This window comes from Pseudomonas wayambapalatensis, from assembly GCF_049942315.1.
Taxonomy (GTDB): Bacteria; Pseudomonadota; Gammaproteobacteria; order Pseudomonadales; family Pseudomonadaceae; genus Aquipseudomonas; species Aquipseudomonas wayambapalatensis.
Window position 1 is genome coordinate 25,155 of the sequence record NZ_JBNFMU010000197.1, and the last position, 17,486, is coordinate 42,640.

At 66.7% G+C, this 17,486-nt stretch carries 6 protein-coding genes; 5 read left to right on the top strand and 1 reads right to left on the bottom strand.

Going from position 1 to position 17,486, the window contains the following annotated elements:
- Positions 1 to 51 precede the first annotated feature (51 nt).
- The 3 genes from ACPZMI_RS15990 (at position 52) to ACPZMI_RS16000 (ending at position 15,362) form a co-directional block, all read left to right on the top strand.
- Complete coding sequence (locus ACPZMI_RS15990; protein WP_426352621.1) at positions 52 to 14,034, top strand: autotransporter-associated beta strand repeat-containing protein; 13,983 nt, start codon at positions 52 to 54, stop codon at positions 14,032 to 14,034.
- A 174-nt stretch (positions 14,035 to 14,208) separates the two neighbouring features.
- Complete coding sequence (locus ACPZMI_RS15995) at positions 14,209 to 14,772, top strand: GNAT family N-acetyltransferase (protein WP_186668294.1); 564 nt, start codon at positions 14,209 to 14,211, stop codon at positions 14,770 to 14,772.
- 50 nt (positions 14,773 to 14,822) lie between these two features.
- Positions 14,823 to 15,362, top strand: coding sequence for a hypothetical protein (locus ACPZMI_RS16000; protein ID WP_186668292.1), 540 nt, complete (start codon positions 14,823 to 14,825; stop codon positions 15,360 to 15,362).
- A gap of 10 nt (positions 15,363 to 15,372) precedes the next feature.
- Here the strand turns inward: ACPZMI_RS16000 and ACPZMI_RS16005 are convergent, their stop codons facing one another.
- The gene (locus ACPZMI_RS16005) at positions 15,373 to 15,852 is read right to left on the bottom strand and encodes a DMT family transporter (RefSeq protein ID WP_186668290.1); all 480 of its coding nucleotides are present in this window, start codon (positions 15,850 to 15,852) and stop codon (positions 15,373 to 15,375) included.
- Between the two features lie 90 nt (positions 15,853 to 15,942).
- Here ACPZMI_RS16005 and ACPZMI_RS16010 point away from each other — a divergent pair, with 90 nt between their 5' ends.
- Positions 15,943 to 16,860, top strand: coding sequence for a LysR family transcriptional regulator (locus tag ACPZMI_RS16010; RefSeq protein ID WP_426352622.1), 918 nt, complete (start codon positions 15,943 to 15,945; stop codon positions 16,858 to 16,860).
- 87 nt (positions 16,861 to 16,947) lie between these two features.
- Positions 16,948 to 17,337 (top strand): lysozyme inhibitor LprI family protein, encoded by a 390-nt coding sequence (locus tag ACPZMI_RS16015; protein WP_186708077.1) that lies wholly within the window; start codon positions 16,948 to 16,950, stop codon positions 17,335 to 17,337.
- Positions 17,338 to 17,486: the final 149 nt, after the last annotated feature.

Below are 17,486 nucleotides of genomic sequence, written 5' to 3' on the forward strand. Positions count from 1 at the left end.
GCAGTGCACGCGTTCAAGGACCGAACCACCTGATCCACGAAGGAGCTCTCCGTGGACAGAAGCGTCGCCTCCATTTTGCCTACCCGTCTTTCCCATTTGTCGCTCGCTGTGAGCCTCGCTGTCGGAGGCCTGGCCTTCGGTCTGACGAGCGAGCAGGCCCTGGCCGTGTGCAGTGCGGCCGGTTCCACCATCACGTGTAACGGCGCCGCCAACCCTCTGGCACCGAGCTATACCAACGGCGGCAGCGGCCTGACGGTCAACGTGAACCCTGGCGCCAGCCTGGGTACCTTGCTGGGCGTAGGGGGCACGTCGCTGTCGCTGGCGGGCAACAACAACACGTTGAACAACTCCGGCACCATCGACCCTACATTGCTGGGGCTGTTGAGCATTCAGTCCAGTGCAGTGCTGATCGGCAATACCGGCACCGGCAGCACGCTCAACATCAACAACAATGCCACGGGTGTGATCAAGGGCACGGGTGCCTTGCTCGGCGCCAACCTTCTTAACCTCACGGGCATGGCGCTGGACGCGCGCAACGGTGCGGCCGGTACCACTACCATCACCAACGCCGGCAGCATTGGCTCCTCGGCATTGGCTTCACTGACGCTGCTCAGTGAAGACACCCCGGTCATCGCGGTTACCGGCGGCAGCACGGTGAACTTCACCAACACCGGCACCATTCTTGGCCGGGCAGCGTTCGAGGCTTCTGCCGCAGGCAACACCTTCACTAACGCCGGCACCTTGACCGGCAGCTTGTCGATGGGGGCCAACAGCACCAACCGCTTCAATGCCATCACTGGTTCGAGTGTCGGTGCCGGGCTTGGTATCAGTGTCGCCTTGCTGGTCACCAGTAATCCCAACCTGGCTTTCGCAGCCGCCGGCAAGATCGACGGCGGTGCCGGCGGCACCAACACGCTGGCCTTGCAGAACGCTATTGGTGGCGGCAGCGGGACTGCCGGCAGCGGCACGATCAACGCCAACAACTACATCAACTTCAGCCGTCTGATCGTCGATAGCGGCACCTGGAGCCTGATCGGCGCGGTGCTCAGCGGCACGACCCAGACCACCCTCAACGGCGGCGTGCTCAACTTCGACAACTCCAGCGCCTTCGGCAGCGGCGGCATCACCGTCAACGGTGGCAGCCTGTTGGGCAGTGTCGCGGGGTTGAGCCTGGCCAACGCCCTGACCCTCAACGCCGGCCTGAGTGTCGGCGGTGGCAACGACCTGGCCCTCAACGGCGTGGTCTCGGGCGTCGGCGGGCTGACCAAGACCGGCGCCGGCCTGCTCACCCTCGGTGCCACCAACACTTACAGCGGCGGCACCAACCTGACTGCGGGCGGCCTCAACCTGACCAGCGCTGCGGCGCTCGGCAGTGGAGCGCTCACCGTCAGTGGTGCGGGCAGCCTGCAAGGCAGTGTGCCGCTGGTATTGAACAACGCGGTGGCGCTGAACGCGGCGCTGACCTTGCCCGGCAGCAACGCCCTGAGCCTTGGCGGCGTGCTGAGCGGCACCGGCTCGCTGGTCAAGAGCGGTACCGGCAACCTGACGCTCAATGGCGTCAATACCTTCTCCGGCGGCACCACCCTCGGCACAGGCACGCTCACCCTCGGCAATGCCAGCGGTCTGGGCAGTGGCGCGTTGACCCTGACCGGCAACGGCACCCTCGATACCACGGCCGTCATGACCCTGGGCAATGCCATCAACCTGGGCAGCAGTGCCTTGACCTTGACTGGCAACAACGCGCTCACACTGGGCGGTGTGATTGGCGGTACCGGCAGCCTGGTCAAGAACGGCGCGGCCGACCTGACCCTGAACGGCGTCAATACCTTCAGCGGCGGCACCACGCTCAGCACCGGCAAACTCACTGTCGGCAACAGCGCCGCGCTGGGTACGGGCGCTCTCGCATTGACTGGCAACGCCAGCCTCGACGCCAGCGCAGCGGTCAGCCTGGGTAACGCGATCAACCTCGGCGCCAACACCCTCAACCTGCTGGGCACCAGTGCCACCACCCTGGGCGGGGTGATCAGCGGCACCGGCGCACTGGTCAAGAGCGGCGCAGCCGACCTGGCGCTCAACGGCAACAACACCTTCAGCGGCGGCCTGACCCTCAACACCGGCAAACTCACCGTGGGCAACAACAACGCCCTGGGCGGCGGTGCCTTGACCTTGGGTGGCAATGCCAGCCTCGATGCCAGCACCGGTGTCAACCTGGGCAACGCCATCAGCCTGGGCGCCAATACCCTCAACCTGCTGGGCACCAGTGCCACCACCTTGGGTGGGGTGGTCAGCGGCACCGGCGCGCTGGTCAAGAACGGCGCCGCCGGCCTGACCCTCAACGGCGCCAACACCTTCAGCGGTGGCACCACCCTCAACGCCGGGGTGCTGACCGTCGGCAACAACGCCGCACTGGGCACCGGTGCCCTCAGCCTGGGCGGCAATGCCAGCCTCGACGCGGGCGTGGCCGTCAACCTGGGCAACGCCATCGACCTGGGGGCCAACACCCTGAGCGTGCTGGGTAGCAACGCCACCACCCTGGGCGGGGTGGTCAGTGGCACTGGTGCGTTGGTCAAGAGCGGTGCCAGCAACCTCACCCTCAGTGGTGCCAATACCTTCAGCGGCGGCCTGAACCTCAACGCCGGCACCCTGACCCTGGCCAGCGCCGCGGCGCTGGGCACCGGCGCGCTCAACGTTGGCGGCGCATCCACACTCGCCAACAGCGCGGCGATGACCCTGAACAATGGCGTCAACCTCGGCGCCAACCTGACCCTCTCCGGCGCCAACAACCTGACCCTGGCTGGCAACCTGAGCGGTACCGGCGGCCTGATCAAGAATGGGGCGAGCACCCTTACCCTGAGCGGCAGCAACACCCAGAGCGGTGCCACCGCGCTCAACGCCGGCACCCTGGTGGTCGGCAGCGCCACCGCCCTGGGCACAGGCGCGCTCAACGCCGCCGCAAACACCACGTTGGATTCTTCGGTGGCCGGGCTGACCCTGGGCAACGCGTTGAACCTGGCCGGTAACATCACCCTCGCCGGCAGCAACGACCTGACCCTGGGCGGCGTTATCGCCGGTATCGGTGGCCTGACCAAGAACGGCAGCACGACCCTGACCCTCAATGGCGCCAACACGCAGTTCGGCGCCACCAACCTCAACGCCGGCACCCTTGTGGTCGGCAGCAACACGGCCTTGGGCACTGGCGCGCTGAATGCCGCTGCCGGTACCCACCTGGACGCCAACACCGTAGTCAACCTCGGCAACGCCGTGAACCTGGCCGGTGCCCTGACCCTCGACGGCACCGCCAACCTGGGCCTCGGTGGCGTGATCGCCGGTGCCGGCAGCCTGGTCAAGAACGGTGCCGCCACGCTGACGCTCTCCGGCCCCAACACCTTCCTGGGCGGCACCACCCTCAATGCCGGTGGCCTGGTGCTGGGCAATGGAGACGCACTGGGCGTCGGCAAGTTGACCGTCGCAGGTGCCGGTACCCTGGATACCACGGCTGCGCTGACCGTTGGCAACGCCGTTACCCTGGATGCCGACCTCACCCTGGCCGGCAGCAACAACCTCAACCTCTCCGGCCTGGTCGATGGCACCGGCCGTCTGATCAAGAATGGCACCAGCACGCTCACCCTCGGCGGCCTGAACACCTATGCCGGTGGCACACTGCTCAACGCTGGCGCCCTGGTGCTGGGCAATGGTAGCGCCATCGGCACCGGCGACCTCACCGTCGGTGGCGCCGCAAGCCTGGACGCCAGCGCCGCACTTAGCCTGGGCAACAACATCGGCCTGAACGCCGACCTCACCCTCACCGGCAGCAACGCGCTGACCCTCGGTGGTGTAGTCAGCGGGACAGGAAAGTTGGTCAAGAACGGCAATGCCACCGTGACCTTGGACGGGGTCAACACCTATGCCGGTGGCACCACGCTCAACGCGGGTGGCCTGGTGATAGGCAACGGCAGCGCCCTGGGGACCGGTGCCCTGACCGTGGCCGGCGCCGCCAGCCTGGACAACAGCGCGGTCGCTACCCTGGGCAACGACATCGCGCTCAACGCCAACCTGACCCTCGGCGGCAGCAACGACCTGACCCTGGGCGGTGTCATCAGCGGTACCGCAGGTCTGATCAAGAATGGCCTGGCCGACCTCACGCTGACCGGCAACAACACCTTCAGCGGTGCCGTCGACTTGCTCGGCGGCAGCCTCACCACCATAGGTACTGGCGCCCTCGGCAACAGCGCGGGCGTCAACGTCGGGGCGGGCGCCAGCCTGAACCTCGGTGCCAGTACCACGATCGGCGGCCTGAGCGGTGCCGGCGCGGTGAGCGTGGCGGGGGGCAGTGACCTGACGGTCGGCGGCAACAACCTCAACAGCGTTTTCAGCGGCGCCCTGGCCGGTAGCGGTGGCCTGATCAAGGCAGGTACCGGTGCTCTGGAGCTATCCGGTGTGAACGTGCTTGGCGGCGCCACCACGGTCAATGGCGGCCTGCTCAATGTCAGCGGTTCGCTCGCCAGCTCCGGCGTACAGGTCAATGTCGGCGCCAGCCTGGGCGGCACCGGCAGCGTGATCGGCCCTGTGGACATCGCCAACGGGGCGCACCTGCTGGCCAACAGCGGCGCGACCCTCAACACCGGCGCGCTGACCCTGCACAGCGGCTCGATTCTCGACTTCGGCCTCGGCTCGCCCTCCACGGGCGGCACTGCCTTGGTCAACGTCAACGGCAACCTGACCCTCGACGGCACCCTCAACGTCACCGACCTCGGTGGCTTCGGCACCGGTATCTATCGGCTGTTCGACTACACCGGCGCGCTGGTCGACAACGGTCTGGTCGTTGGCGCGTTGCCGGGTAGCGTTCTGCCGGGCGATGTCCAGGTGCAGACCACCATCGGCGCGCAGATCAACCTGCTGGTGGGCGGTGCCACCGGCACCGTGCAGTTCTGGGACGGTGCGCAAAGCGTGCCGAACGGCGTCATCGACGGTGGCGCCGGCACCTGGGATGGCAGCAATACCAACTGGACCGATATCAACGGTGTGCTCAACGGCAGCTGGGCCAGCGATTTCGCCGTGTTCCAGGGCACCGCTGGCGATGTCAACGTGGTGGGCACCCAGGCTGCCACCGGTCTGCAATTCGTCACCAATGGCTATCGCCTGATCGGTACCGGTGGCCTGAACCTGGTCAATGGCAGCAACGGCGCATTCGCTGTGCGTGTCGATCCGGGCGCTACCGCGACGATCAACGTCGGCCTCTCCGGCAGCGGCCAACTGGCCAAGCTCGACACCGGCACCCTGGTGCTCAACGGCGCCAACAGCTACATCGGCGGGACGCTGCTCAACGGTGGCACCCTGGTAGTGGGCAACGACACCGCCCTGGGCACTGGCGCGGTCAGCGCCGCAACGGGCACCACGCTGGACAGCAACACCGCAGTCACCCTTGGCAACGCCCTGGCCCTGAGTGGCGCGCTGACCATCGCTGGCAGCGCCGACCTTGGCTTGTCTGGCGTGGTATCGGGTGCCGGCAGCCTGGTCAAGAACGGCGCGGCCAACCTGACGCTGGGCAACGCCAACACCTACAGCGGCGGCACCACCCTTGCCGCTGGCACCTTGACCCTGGGCAACGACCTGGCCCTCGGCACAGGCGGCCTGAACGTCACTGGCGCTTCCAGCCTCGCCGCTACTGGCAGCGTGGCGCTGGCCAATACTGTAGCGCTGAACGCCAACCTGACTGTGCCAGGCACTGGCAACCTCACGCTCAACGGCGCACTCAGCGGCACCGGTGGGCTGATCAAGAACGGCACCGGCGTACTCACCCTGAACGGCAGCAACAGCCAGCAGGGCTCTACCAGCCTCAATGGCGGCACCCTGGTGGTTGGCAGCAACACCGCCCTGGGCACTGGCGCGCTGAATGCCACAGGTGGCACAACCCTGAGTGCAGGCGCCAACGTGACCCTGGCCAATGCGCTCAACCTGGCGGGCAACCTCACCATCGCTGGCGCGCAGGACCTGGTGCTAGGCGGCAACATCAATGGTGTCGGCGGCCTGACCAAGACCGGCAGCGGCACACTCACCCTCAATGGCACCAATGGCAACCTGGGCAACACCAGTCTCAACGCGGGCACCTTGGTGCTCGGCAACGCCAGCGCGCTCGGCCTCGGCCAGCTCAACGCGGCTGCGGGCACCACCCTGGACAGCAACTCGGCGCTCACTATCGGCAACACCGTCAATCTGGGCGGCAACCTCACCATCGCCGGCAGCAACGACCTGGGCCTTGTTGGGCTGGTCGCGGGCGCTGGCAGCCTGACCAAGAATGGCGCCGGCAACCTCACCTTGGGTGGCCCCAACACCCTGTCCGGTGGCGTGACCCTCAACGCCGGCACCCTGACCCTGGGCAATAACTCGGCACTGGGCCTCGGCAACCTGACCGTCGGCGGCGCCAGCAACCTGGCCACCACTGGCCCCCTGATCGTGGCCAATCAGGTCACGCTCAACGACACCCTGACCCTGCCTGGTAACAACGACCTGGCCCTGAGCGGCGTGATCAGCGGTACTGGTGGGCTGACCAAGACCGGCACCGGCAACCTGACCCTCGGTGCCGCCAACACCTACCAAGGCACCACCACGCTCGCCGCAGGCACCCTGACCCTGGGCAACGGCAGCGCGCTGGGCGCTGGCAATCTTTCGGTCACCGGCAACAGCACCCTGGCCACCACGGGCGCCCTGCAAGTAGCCAACGCCATCGGCCTGGGCACGGGCGCTACCTTGGGCGTCAACAACGCCCAGACGCTGACCCTCGACGGGGTCATCAGCGGCGGCGGCGGCCTTAACAAGACCAGCACCGGTCAACTGGTGCTCAACGGCGCCAACAATTACACCGGCGGCACCTCGTTGCAAGCCGGCAGCCTGCTGCTGGGCAACGCCAGTGCCCTGGGCAGTGGCGCCCTGAACGTCACCGGCGCCGCAGCCCTCGACGCCAGCCAGGCTCTGGCTCTGGTCAACGCGGTCAACCTGACCGGTGGCAATCTTACCCTCGATGGCAGCCAGGCCCTCACCCTCAACGGTGTGGTTTCCGGCACCAACGGCCTGGTGAAGAACGGTGCCGCCAGCCTGACCCTCAACGGCAACAACACCTACAGCGGCGGCACCACGCTCAACGCCGGCACGCTGACCGTCGGCAGCAATACCGCGCTGGGCACCGGGGATCTGACCACAGGCGCCAATACCTCCCTCGATGCCAGCGCGAGCGCCGCCTTGGCCAACAATGTGCACCTGGGCGGCACGCTCAACCTGCCAGGCACCGCCGACCTGACCCTCAATGGCGTGCTCGACGGTGTCGGTGGCCTGAACAAGGCTGGCGCCAGCACCCTGACCCTCAATGGCGCCAACAACTACCTGGGCGGTACCACCCTGGGCGCCGGGCAACTGGTGGTGGGTAACGACAACGCGCTGGGGCAGGGCGCCCTGACCGTCGCCGGGGCTTCGACCCTGAGCAGCGGCGTCGCCAGCACCACCCTGGCCAACAACGTCACCCTCAACGCCGGCCTCACTGTCGCCGGCACCAACGACCTGACCCTCAACGGTGTGATCAACGGTACCGCTGGGCTGACCAAGAACGGCAGCGGCAACCTCACCCTTAACGGCAACAACGGCTACCAGGGCGGCACCGAGCTCAATGCCGGGCGCCTGACCCTCGGCAGCAGTGGCGCCCTGGGCACCGGCACCCTCAGCGTGACCGCCGACGCCACCCTGGCCAACAGCGCGCCGATGGCACTGGGCAACACCATCGCCCTGAGCAACGGCGCCAACCTGACCGTCGAGGCCGCCAACGCCCTGATCCTCAGTGGCGATCTGGGCGGCACAGGCAACCTGGTCAAGACCGGTGTCGACGACCTGACCCTGGTCGGCGTCAAGACTTTCACCGGCAACGTCGATATCCAGGCCGGCTCGCTCACCACGCTCGGCAGCGGCGTGCTGGCCAACGTCGACACCCTCAACATCGGTGCCAGTGGCCAGCTCAACCTCAACGGCAACACCAGCCTTGGTGCCCTCACCGGCAGCGGCAACGTCGATGTCGGCGTTGGCAGCACCCTGAACCTGGGCAGCAACAACGCCAGTACGACCTTCGGTGGCGCCCTCAGCGGCTTGGGCGGCCTGGCCAAAGATGGCACCGGTACTCTGACCCTTACCGGTACCAGCAACCTGGCTGACAACACGCAGGTCAACGCTGGCACCCTGAAAATCGATGGCAGCCTGGGCAGTAACCTGCTGACCGTCGCCAGCGGCGCAACCCTCACCGGCAGCGGCTCTGCCAATGCCTCGGTGGTGATCGACAACGGCGGCCACCTGGCAGGCCAGAGCGGCGCCACCCTGGGCCTCGGTTCGCTGGTGCTCAACAGCGGATCGATCGTCGATGTCGGCCTGGCTTCGCCAGGCACTGGCGGCACCGCACTGTTCAATGTCGGCGGCAACCTGACCCTCGACGGCACCCTCAACGTCAGCAATATCGGTGGCTTCGGCAACGGCGTGTACCGCTTGTTCGACTACGCCGGCGCGCTGACCGACAACGGTCTGGACTTCGGCACCCTGCCGCTGGGCGTGAGCCTTGGCGATGTGTCGCTGCAGACCGCCCTGGCCAACCAGATCAACCTGCTCGTCAGCTCCAGCGGCCTGAACATCCAGTTCTGGGACGGCAGCCAGACTGCCCCGAACGGCCAGGTCGATGGTGGCACCGGCGTGTGGAACGCCGGCAACACCAACTGGACCGACCTCAACGGCACCGTCAACACTACCTGGGGCAGCACCTTCGCGGTGTTCCAGGGCACGGCAGGTGACGTCACCGTCGACGGCAGCCAGAGCGTCAATGGCATGCAGTTCGTCAGCAACGGCTATCGCCTGCTGGCCGGAACCGCCGGCCTGCTCGACCTGGTCAACGGCAGCGGTGGCGATACCAGCGTGCGGGTCGATCCCGGCGTGATCGCGACCCTCGATGTCGGCCTGGGCGGTGTCGGCAAACTGAACAAGCTCGACACCGGCACCCTGGTGCTCAACGGCAACAACAGCTACAGCGGCGGCACCCAGCTCAGTGGCGGCACCCTGGTGCTGGGCAGCAACACCGCCCTCGGCACCGGCCTGCTGGACACTGCCAGTGGTACCACCCTGGACACCAACAAGAACGTGAGCCTGGCCAATGCGATCACCCTCGCCGGCCCGCTGAACCTGACCGGCAACAACGATCTGGCGCTCACCGGCAACATTGGCGGCGCTGGCAGCCTGGTCAAGGCCGGCAGTGCGCAACTGGCCTTGTCCGGCAACAACAGCTACAGCGGCGGCACCGCGCTGAACGGCGGCACCCTGGTGGTAGGTTCCAACACCGCACTGGGTACCGGCGCGCTCGATGTGGCGGCAGGCACCAGCCTGGACAGCAGCCAGGCCGTGGCGCTGGCCAACAACGTCAACCTGGCCGGTAACCTCAACGTGCTGGGCGGCAATGACCTGAGCCTCGGCGGCACCGTCGCTGGCGCTGGCCGTCTGATCAAGTCCGGCATCGCGCGGTTCAGCCTGCTGGGCGCCAATACCTTCAGCGGCGGCACCGAGCTGCAGGCCGGCACCCTGGTGGTCGGCAACAACGGCGCGCTCGGCACAGGTGGCCTGGACGTGACCGGCAACGCCAACCTCGACAGCAGCGCTGCGGTCACGCTGGCCAATCCGGTCAGTGTCACCGGCATCCTCAACGTGCTGGGCAGCAACGACCTGCAACTGGCCGGTGTGCTCAGTGGCAACGGCGTGTTGAACAAGAACGGCCTGGCCGACCTCACCCTGTCGGGCAACAACACCTTCAGCGGTATCCTCAACATCCTCTCCGGCAGCCTGAGCACTATCGGCACCACCGCGCTGGGCACCCAGAGCGAGTTGAACGTCAGTGCAGGCGCCAGCCTCAATCTTGACGGCAACACCACGCTGGGCGAGATCGGTGGCACCGGCGCGATCCAGATCGCTGCAGGCAACAGCCTCAACGTCGAAGGCGGCGTGTTCGACGGCAACATCAGCGGCACCGGCACGCTCAATAAACTCGGCACCGGCACCCTGGCCCTGAGCAGCAGCAACAGCCATACCGGCAATACCAACGTGCAGGCCGGGGGCTTGAAGGTGGATGGATCGCTCGCCAGCAGCGCGGTCAACGTTGCCAGTGGGGCGACGCTGTCGGGTGCGGGCAGCCTCGGTGGGGCGGTGACCGTCGCCAGCGGCGGCAGCCTCGCAGCCACCAGCGGCACGACCCTGAACGCGGGCAACCTGTCGCTGGATGCCGGTTCGAACTTCAACGCGGCCCTTGGCGCGCCGACTGGCGGCAATTCGCCGTTGGTCAACGTATCCAACAACCTGACCCTTGGCGGCACCTTGAACGTCACTGATATCGGTGGCTTCGGTGCCGGTGTGTACCGCCTGTTCGCCTACGGCGGCAGCCTCGTCAACAATGGCCTGACCTTTGGCACCACGCCCGTTCCAGTGACCGACCTGACGGTGCAGACGGCCATTGCCAACCAGGTCAACCTGGTGGTGGGCGGTGCCAGCAACGTGCTGTTCTGGGACGGCAGCCAGAGCGTGGCCAACGGCCTGATCGATGGCGGCAGCGGTACATGGGATGCCACCAATACCAACTGGACCGATGCCAACGGCGTACTCAACACCACCTGGAACGACACCTTCGCCGTCTTCCAGGGCGCCACCGGCACCGTCACCGTGAACGGCAGCCACAGCATCACCGGCCTGCAGTTCATCACCGACGGCTATGTGCTCGATGCCGGGACGGGGGGCGAGCTGCTCACCAGCACCAGCGGCACCACCAACCTGCGGGTAGACAGCGGCGTCACCGCCACCCTCAACGTCGCCCTCAACGGTGCCGGCAACGTGGCCAAGTACGATGCTGGCACCCTGGTGCTCAACGCCGCCAACGGCTACAGCGGCGGCACCGCGCTCAACGGCGGCACCCTGGTGGTCGGCAACGACAGTGCGCTGGGTAGCGGCACGCTGACGGCCGCCGCGGGCACCACCCTGGACAGCAACACCGCCGTCACCCTGGCCAACGCCGCAGTACTCAACGGCGCACTGGCCATCGGCGGCAGCAACGCGCTGACCCTCAACGGCGACATCAGCGGTGTCGGCGGGCTGGTCAAGAATGGCGCAGGACTGCTGACCTTGGGCGGCAGCAACAGCTACAGCGGCGGCACCCAGATCAACGCGGGCAGCGTGGTCGGCAACACCACAAGCCTGCAGGGTGCGATCCTCAACAACGCGGCGCTGACCTTCGAGCAGAACGCCAACGGCAGCTACACCGGCAACCTCACTGGCAGCGGTACGCTGACCAAGAACGGCAGTGGTGAACTGCTGCTGACCGGTGTCAACGGCTTGACCGGTGCCACCACCGTCAATGCCGGCAGCCTGCTGGTCAACGGACGCCTGGACAGCGCCACGGTACAGGTCGCTACCGGCGCTCGCCTGGGCGGCAGCGGCACCTATGCCGGGGCTGTGCAGATCGCCGACGGCGCCACCCTGGCCGCAGGCCAGAGCAGCACACCGTTGACGGTAGGCAGCCTGAACCTGAGTTCCGGCAGCGCCCTGGACTTCTCGCTCGGGGCGCCAGCGGCGTCCACTACGGTGGTCAAGGTCGACGGCAACCTGGTGCTCGACGGTACGCTGAACATCACCAATGCCGGCGGCTTCGGCACCGGCGTCTACCAGCTGTTCAACTATGGCGGCGCGCTGACCAACAATGGTCTGGTCTTCGGCGCTGTCCCCGGCAGCGTGGCACTGGGCGACCTGAGCCTGCAGACCGCCATCGCCAACCAGATCAACCTGGTGGTGCAGGGCGCGGGCGACCAGCTGCAGTTCTGGAACGGCGGCAAGACCAATCCGGACGGCAGCATCGGCGGCGGCAGTGGCACCTGGGGCCCTGGTACCAACTGGACCAACGCCAACGGCACCACTGGCGAAACCTGGAGCGATGCCTTCGCCGTGTTCGGTGGCCAGCCTGGCACCGTCACCGTGGTCGGCAATCAGTCGTTCAGCGGCATGCAGTTCCTCAGCGACGGCTACCAGGTGGTGCCGGGTACAGGTGGCAGCCTGACCCCGGTCAACGGCGCCGATGGCAGCCTGGCGCCGGTACGGGTCAACGCAGGTGCCAGCGCCGTGATCAGTGCGCCACTGGTTGGCACTGGCGGTATCGAAAAACTCGACGCAGGCACCCTGGTGCTGACCGGTGCCAACACCTACAGCGGCGGCACCACCGTCAGCGGCGGCACCTTGGCCGGTAACACCACCAGCCTGCAAGGCAACATCACCAACAACGCCAACCTGGTGTTCGCGCAGGGCACCAACGGCACCTTCAACGGCACCCTCAGCGGCACCGGCACCACCACCAAGCAAGGGGCGGGCAGCCTGTTGCTGACCGGCAACCAGCCGTTCAGCGGCGCCTTCAACGTCAACCAGGGCACGCTGCAAGTCGGCAATGCCGACAACCCGGGCACCAACCTTGGCGCCCAGGTCACCGTGGCCAACGGCGCGGCGCTGACCGGCAACGGCACCGTCGCCAGCCTGACCAACCACGGCACCGTGCTGCCAGGGCCTGCGGGCAACCTCAATGTCAGTGGCAACTTCACCAACGCCAGTGACGGCAACCTGGTCATCGACCTGGGCACCGCCCCGGTGAACTACCTGAATGTCGGCGGCACCGCCAACCTGGGTGGCAGCCTGACGGTTGCCAACCTCTCCGGCGGCAACGGGCAGTACACCGTGGTCAGTGCAGCTGGCGGCATCAACGGCACCTTCGCCAGCAACAACCTGGTGAACTCGGCGTTCCTCAACAGCTCGATCGACTATGGCGCCAACCAGGTGACCCTGTCGGTCAGCCGCAACGGCAACTCGTTCGCCGATGTCGCTGCCTCCAGCAACCAGCGTGGTGTCGCCACGGCCCTGGAAAGCACCGGTGCGCCGACCAGCCTGCGCGACAACATCCTGCCGCTCGACCGTCAGGCCGCGCAGTCGGCGTTCGACAGCCTGTCCGGGGAAATACACGCCAGCACCGCGACCGTGCTGATCGAGGATTCGCGCTACATCCGCGACGCGGTCAACGACCGTATGCGTCAACCGGATTGCAGCCGCGAGGACGACCCACGCCGCACCCTGGCGCCGACCGCCAACCAGCAGCTGACCAGCGAAGGTTGCCAGGGCCAGGCCGTGGGCTGGATCCGCGCCATCGGCGGCTGGGGTGACTACGACGGCAGCAGCAGCCATGCCAGCGTCGACCGTGACCTGTCGGGCTTCATGCTCGGTGTCGATCGTGCCCTGGACGATCAGTGGAAGGTCGGTATCGCTGCCGGGTACACCCGCAGCAGCATCGATGCCCACCGTCGTCAGTCGGACGCCAGCGTCGACAGCTACCACCTGGCCACCTACCTGGGTTACCAGATGGATGCCTTCGCCGCACGCCTGGGCGCCAGCTACACCTGGCACGACATCGATACCAAGCGCGATGTCCAGGTGGGCAGCTACGACGACCGCCTGAAAGCCAAGTACAAGGCACGCAGCGCCCAGGTGTTCGGCGAGGTGGGTTACGCCATCGACGCTGGCGGTATCGCCCTGGAGCCGTTCGCAGGCCTTGCCTACGTCAACTACGACAGCGACAGTGCCCGTGAGAAGGGTGGGGACGGTCGCCTGAAGGCCAGCGTCGATCAGGACGTGACCTTCTCCACCGTCGGGGTGCGCGCCGGCAAGCGTATCAAGCTGGACAACGGCAGCGAGATCACTCCGCGGCTGTCGGTCGGCTGGCGCCACGCGTTCGGCGATACCAAGCCCGATGCCGATGCACGCTTCATCGCCGGAGGTGCGAGCTTCAGCACCGAAGGGGTGCCGATCGCGCGGGATGCGGCGGTGGTCGAGGCGGGTGTCGACCTGGCCGTGGGCCAGAGCGGCAAGCTGGGCCTGGGTTACTCCGGGCAGTTGTCCAGCGAGAACCGCGACCATGGCGTGGTGCTGAGCTTCAGCATGGGCTTCTGATCGGTTGAACCACAGGGGCTGTTCTGCAGCCCCGTTACATAACAAGCCCGCACCCACAAGACCTGTGGGTGCGGGCTTGCTACGTGACGGAGCCTTCACCGCCACCTCGACTTACTTTCGTCACGCCGCTGACGCTAGACTGTCATCTTCCCAAAGTCGGACAGGAGTCCCGGCGTGACCCACCCCCGCAGTTTCCCCAGCGACCTGTGCCTGGACAGCCCGCGCCTGCAACTGCGCCCCATGCGTCATGGCGATGCGGCGCAGTGGCTGGCGATCATGGCCGACCCGGAGGTCATGCGTTTTTGGCACCATGCCCCCTGGCAAGAACTGGCCGAGGCCGAAAGCGCCCTGGCCGCCGACCGTGAAGCCTATGCCGCCGGCACCCTGCTCAAGCTCGGCATGTACCGGCGCGACAACGGCGAGCTGATCGGCATGGTCCAGTTGTTCAATCTCGATGACGATTCGCGTCGTGGCGAGATCGGCTATTGCCTGGCCAAGGCCGTGCAAGGTCGGGGTTACATGGACGAGGCGCTGACCTGCTTCATCGACTATCTGGCCCACACCCTGCACATGCGCCGCCTGGAGGCGGAGATCGACCCGCGCAACCAAGGCTCGGCGCGCACCCTGGAGCGCCAGGGCTTCGTCCTCGAAGGCACGCTGCGCGCCCGCTGGTGCGTGGCGGGCGAGCTGTCCGACTCGGGGATTTACGGGCTGTTGCTGGAACCGCCTGTCGCCTGAGGCGCGGGTGCGGTAAGGTCGGGGTTTCGCCCGATCCGATGGAGCTTCGGTTGCCAGCCTACTACCTCAGTATCAGCCTGCTGCTTTACCTGCTTGGCCTGTGTTTCGACGGCGTCCTGATGGGGGCCGGGCGGCACATGCCCGCTTTGCAGATGCTGCTCTACGGCCCCTGGGGCGTGGCATTCGAGCTGTACCAGTGGTTCGCCAACCCCCTGATGGCGCTGGCGGTCCTGAGCCATCGGCGCTTGCGGCGACTGTCGTTGCTGTTCGGTCTGCTCGCGCTGTACCTGGCCGCAAGCAGCCTTGGCCTCGAGCGGCTACCCGACAACCGCAGCTACGCGTTCCACGATGTCACAGGTTTCGGTGCCGGGTTCTACCTGTGGTCGCTGTCGATCCTGACCTTCTGCGCGGGCCAGGCCTGGTGGTGCTGGAAGGCCCGCAAGGCCGACGACATGCCAGGTTGGCACTGGCTGGACGTGGCCCTGATCGCGGCGCTCGGGGTGATGCTGTATGCCGCAACGCAGATGCCCTCGCTGCGCTTCGAGGTGGATCAGGTGCTGATGCCGCCCGAGCCTGCACAAAGCTTGTAGAGCCCTGGCCTCAGGCGCTGCGCGCCGTGCCCCACTGCACCACCAGCATGCCCCCGACGATCATCGCCACCCCCAGCAGCCGTGGCAGGTTCACGGGTTTCTCCGGCAGGCCCATCAAGCCGAACTGGTCGATCAGCAACGACGACAGCACCTGCCCGGCGATCACGCAGACGATGAACCCCGCCGCGCCCAGGCGTGGCGTCAGCACCAACGCGGCGGTGATGTAGATCACCCCGGCGACGCCCCCCAGCCAGGCCCACCAGGGTGCCTGGGCCAGGTTCTGCAGCTGTGGCATGGGCGCGCGCATCAACAGCAGCGCTGGCACCAGCATCATCAGGCTGACCAGCAGCGAAACCCCCGCCGCCCACAACGGGTGCCCGAGCAAGCGCCCCAATGCAGCATTGCTGCCAGCCTGAAAAGGCACCGCCGCTCCTGCGAGCAGGGCGACGAGCAAGGGCAGGATGGCGGACAAGGCAAAGACGTTGGGCATGGCGTGAGCTCCTGTGGATAACCTTGGCCCAGTCTCTTGTATGCGCTTAAATGATGGAAATTCGAATTCTGCACAGGCTGTATTCGCCATATGGATGACCTGCGTCGCATCGATCTCAACCTGCTCCTGACCCTGCATGCCTTGCTCAGCGAGCAGCACGTCTCGCGCGCGGCGCTGCGTTTGCACCGCAGCCAGCCGGCGGTGAGCCACGCACTGGCGCAGCTGCGCGACATCTTCGCCGACCCGCTGCTGGTACGCCGTGGCGCCCGCCTGGTACTGAGCCCTCGCGCCCAGGCCCTGCGCGATCCGCTGCAGCAGGCGCTGGCGCAGCTCGACGGGCTGCTGGGCAGCCCGGGGTTCGAGCCGGGCAAGGCGCGCCGCACCTTTCGCCTGGCGATGTCCGACTACGGCGCCCAGGTGGTCCTCCCTGCGCTGATGCGCGAGTTGCGTAGCGTGGCACCGCAGATCGATCTGGTCATCTCCCAGGGCAGCCGCGAGGCGATGCTCGGGCAGTTGATCGATGGCGAAGTGGATCTTGCCCTGGGGGTGTTTCCCGAGTTGCCCTCGGAGGTCCATGAGCAGGGCTTGTTCGAGGAGTCGTTTGTCTGTGTGGCCGATCGCAGCAGCCTGCCAGCACGTGGCGGCCTGACTCTGGACACCTGGCTGGCGCGCCCGCATGTACTGGTGGCGGTACGTCCTGGCATCGACAACGAGATCGACCAGGCACTCAAGGCTCTTGGTGTCCGTCGGCGCATTGCCCTTACTCTGCCGCATTGGGGCGCGGCCCAGACCGTGCTGGCCGGGACCGACCTGGTGCTGACCGTGGCCCGGCGCAGTCTGGCAGCAAGCCCGCCAGACAAGGCCCTGCGGGTCTTCGAGCCGCCGCTGCCGATCAGCGCGTTCAGCTTTGCCCAGGCCTGGCATGCCCGGCGCGAGGGCGATGCTGGGCATCAGTGGTTGCGCGAGCTGATCCATCGCCACTGCCAGGGCTGGCATTCACCTGCGTAGGACGGGTCCGATTTCACAGGGTTACAGGGGCCTTGCGGCGTACTTGCTGCTAGGCTGGCAATCTTTCCGATCAGAGGGTTCTCTTCGATGTTCAAGCATTCCCTGGCAGCCGTCGTTGCCGCGCTGGTATTCGCCTCGCAGGCACAGGCCGACGAGAACTCCCCCGCCTATACCCAATGCATGGACAACGCCTCCAGCACCGTTGCGATGAGTGCCTGCATCAAGGATGAAACCAAGTTGCAGGATGATCGCCTCAACCGGGTCTACAAGCAGTTGCTCGGCAAGCTCGAGGCGCCGCAGCAGAAAAGCCTGCGCGAAGTGCAGCGCGACTGGATCAGCTTCCGCGACAAGAACTGCAAGTTCCACGTGCAGGCCAGCGGCGGGACCCTGGCGCAACTCGAAGGCGGCATGTGCGTACTGGACATGACCCGCGAGCGCGCCGCGGAGCTGGAGCGGATTCTCAGCCCTGGGCAGTGAATGGTCTCGAACCCTGTAGGAGCGGGCTTGCCCGCGAAAAATACAACGCGCTGCCTGGCACGGGCTACGCCCGTGTTCGCGGCGGTTCGGCGCCCCGACAAGCCCGCTCCCACAGGGGGGGTGGGCTGGCCTTTAGATTTTGAGCAAGA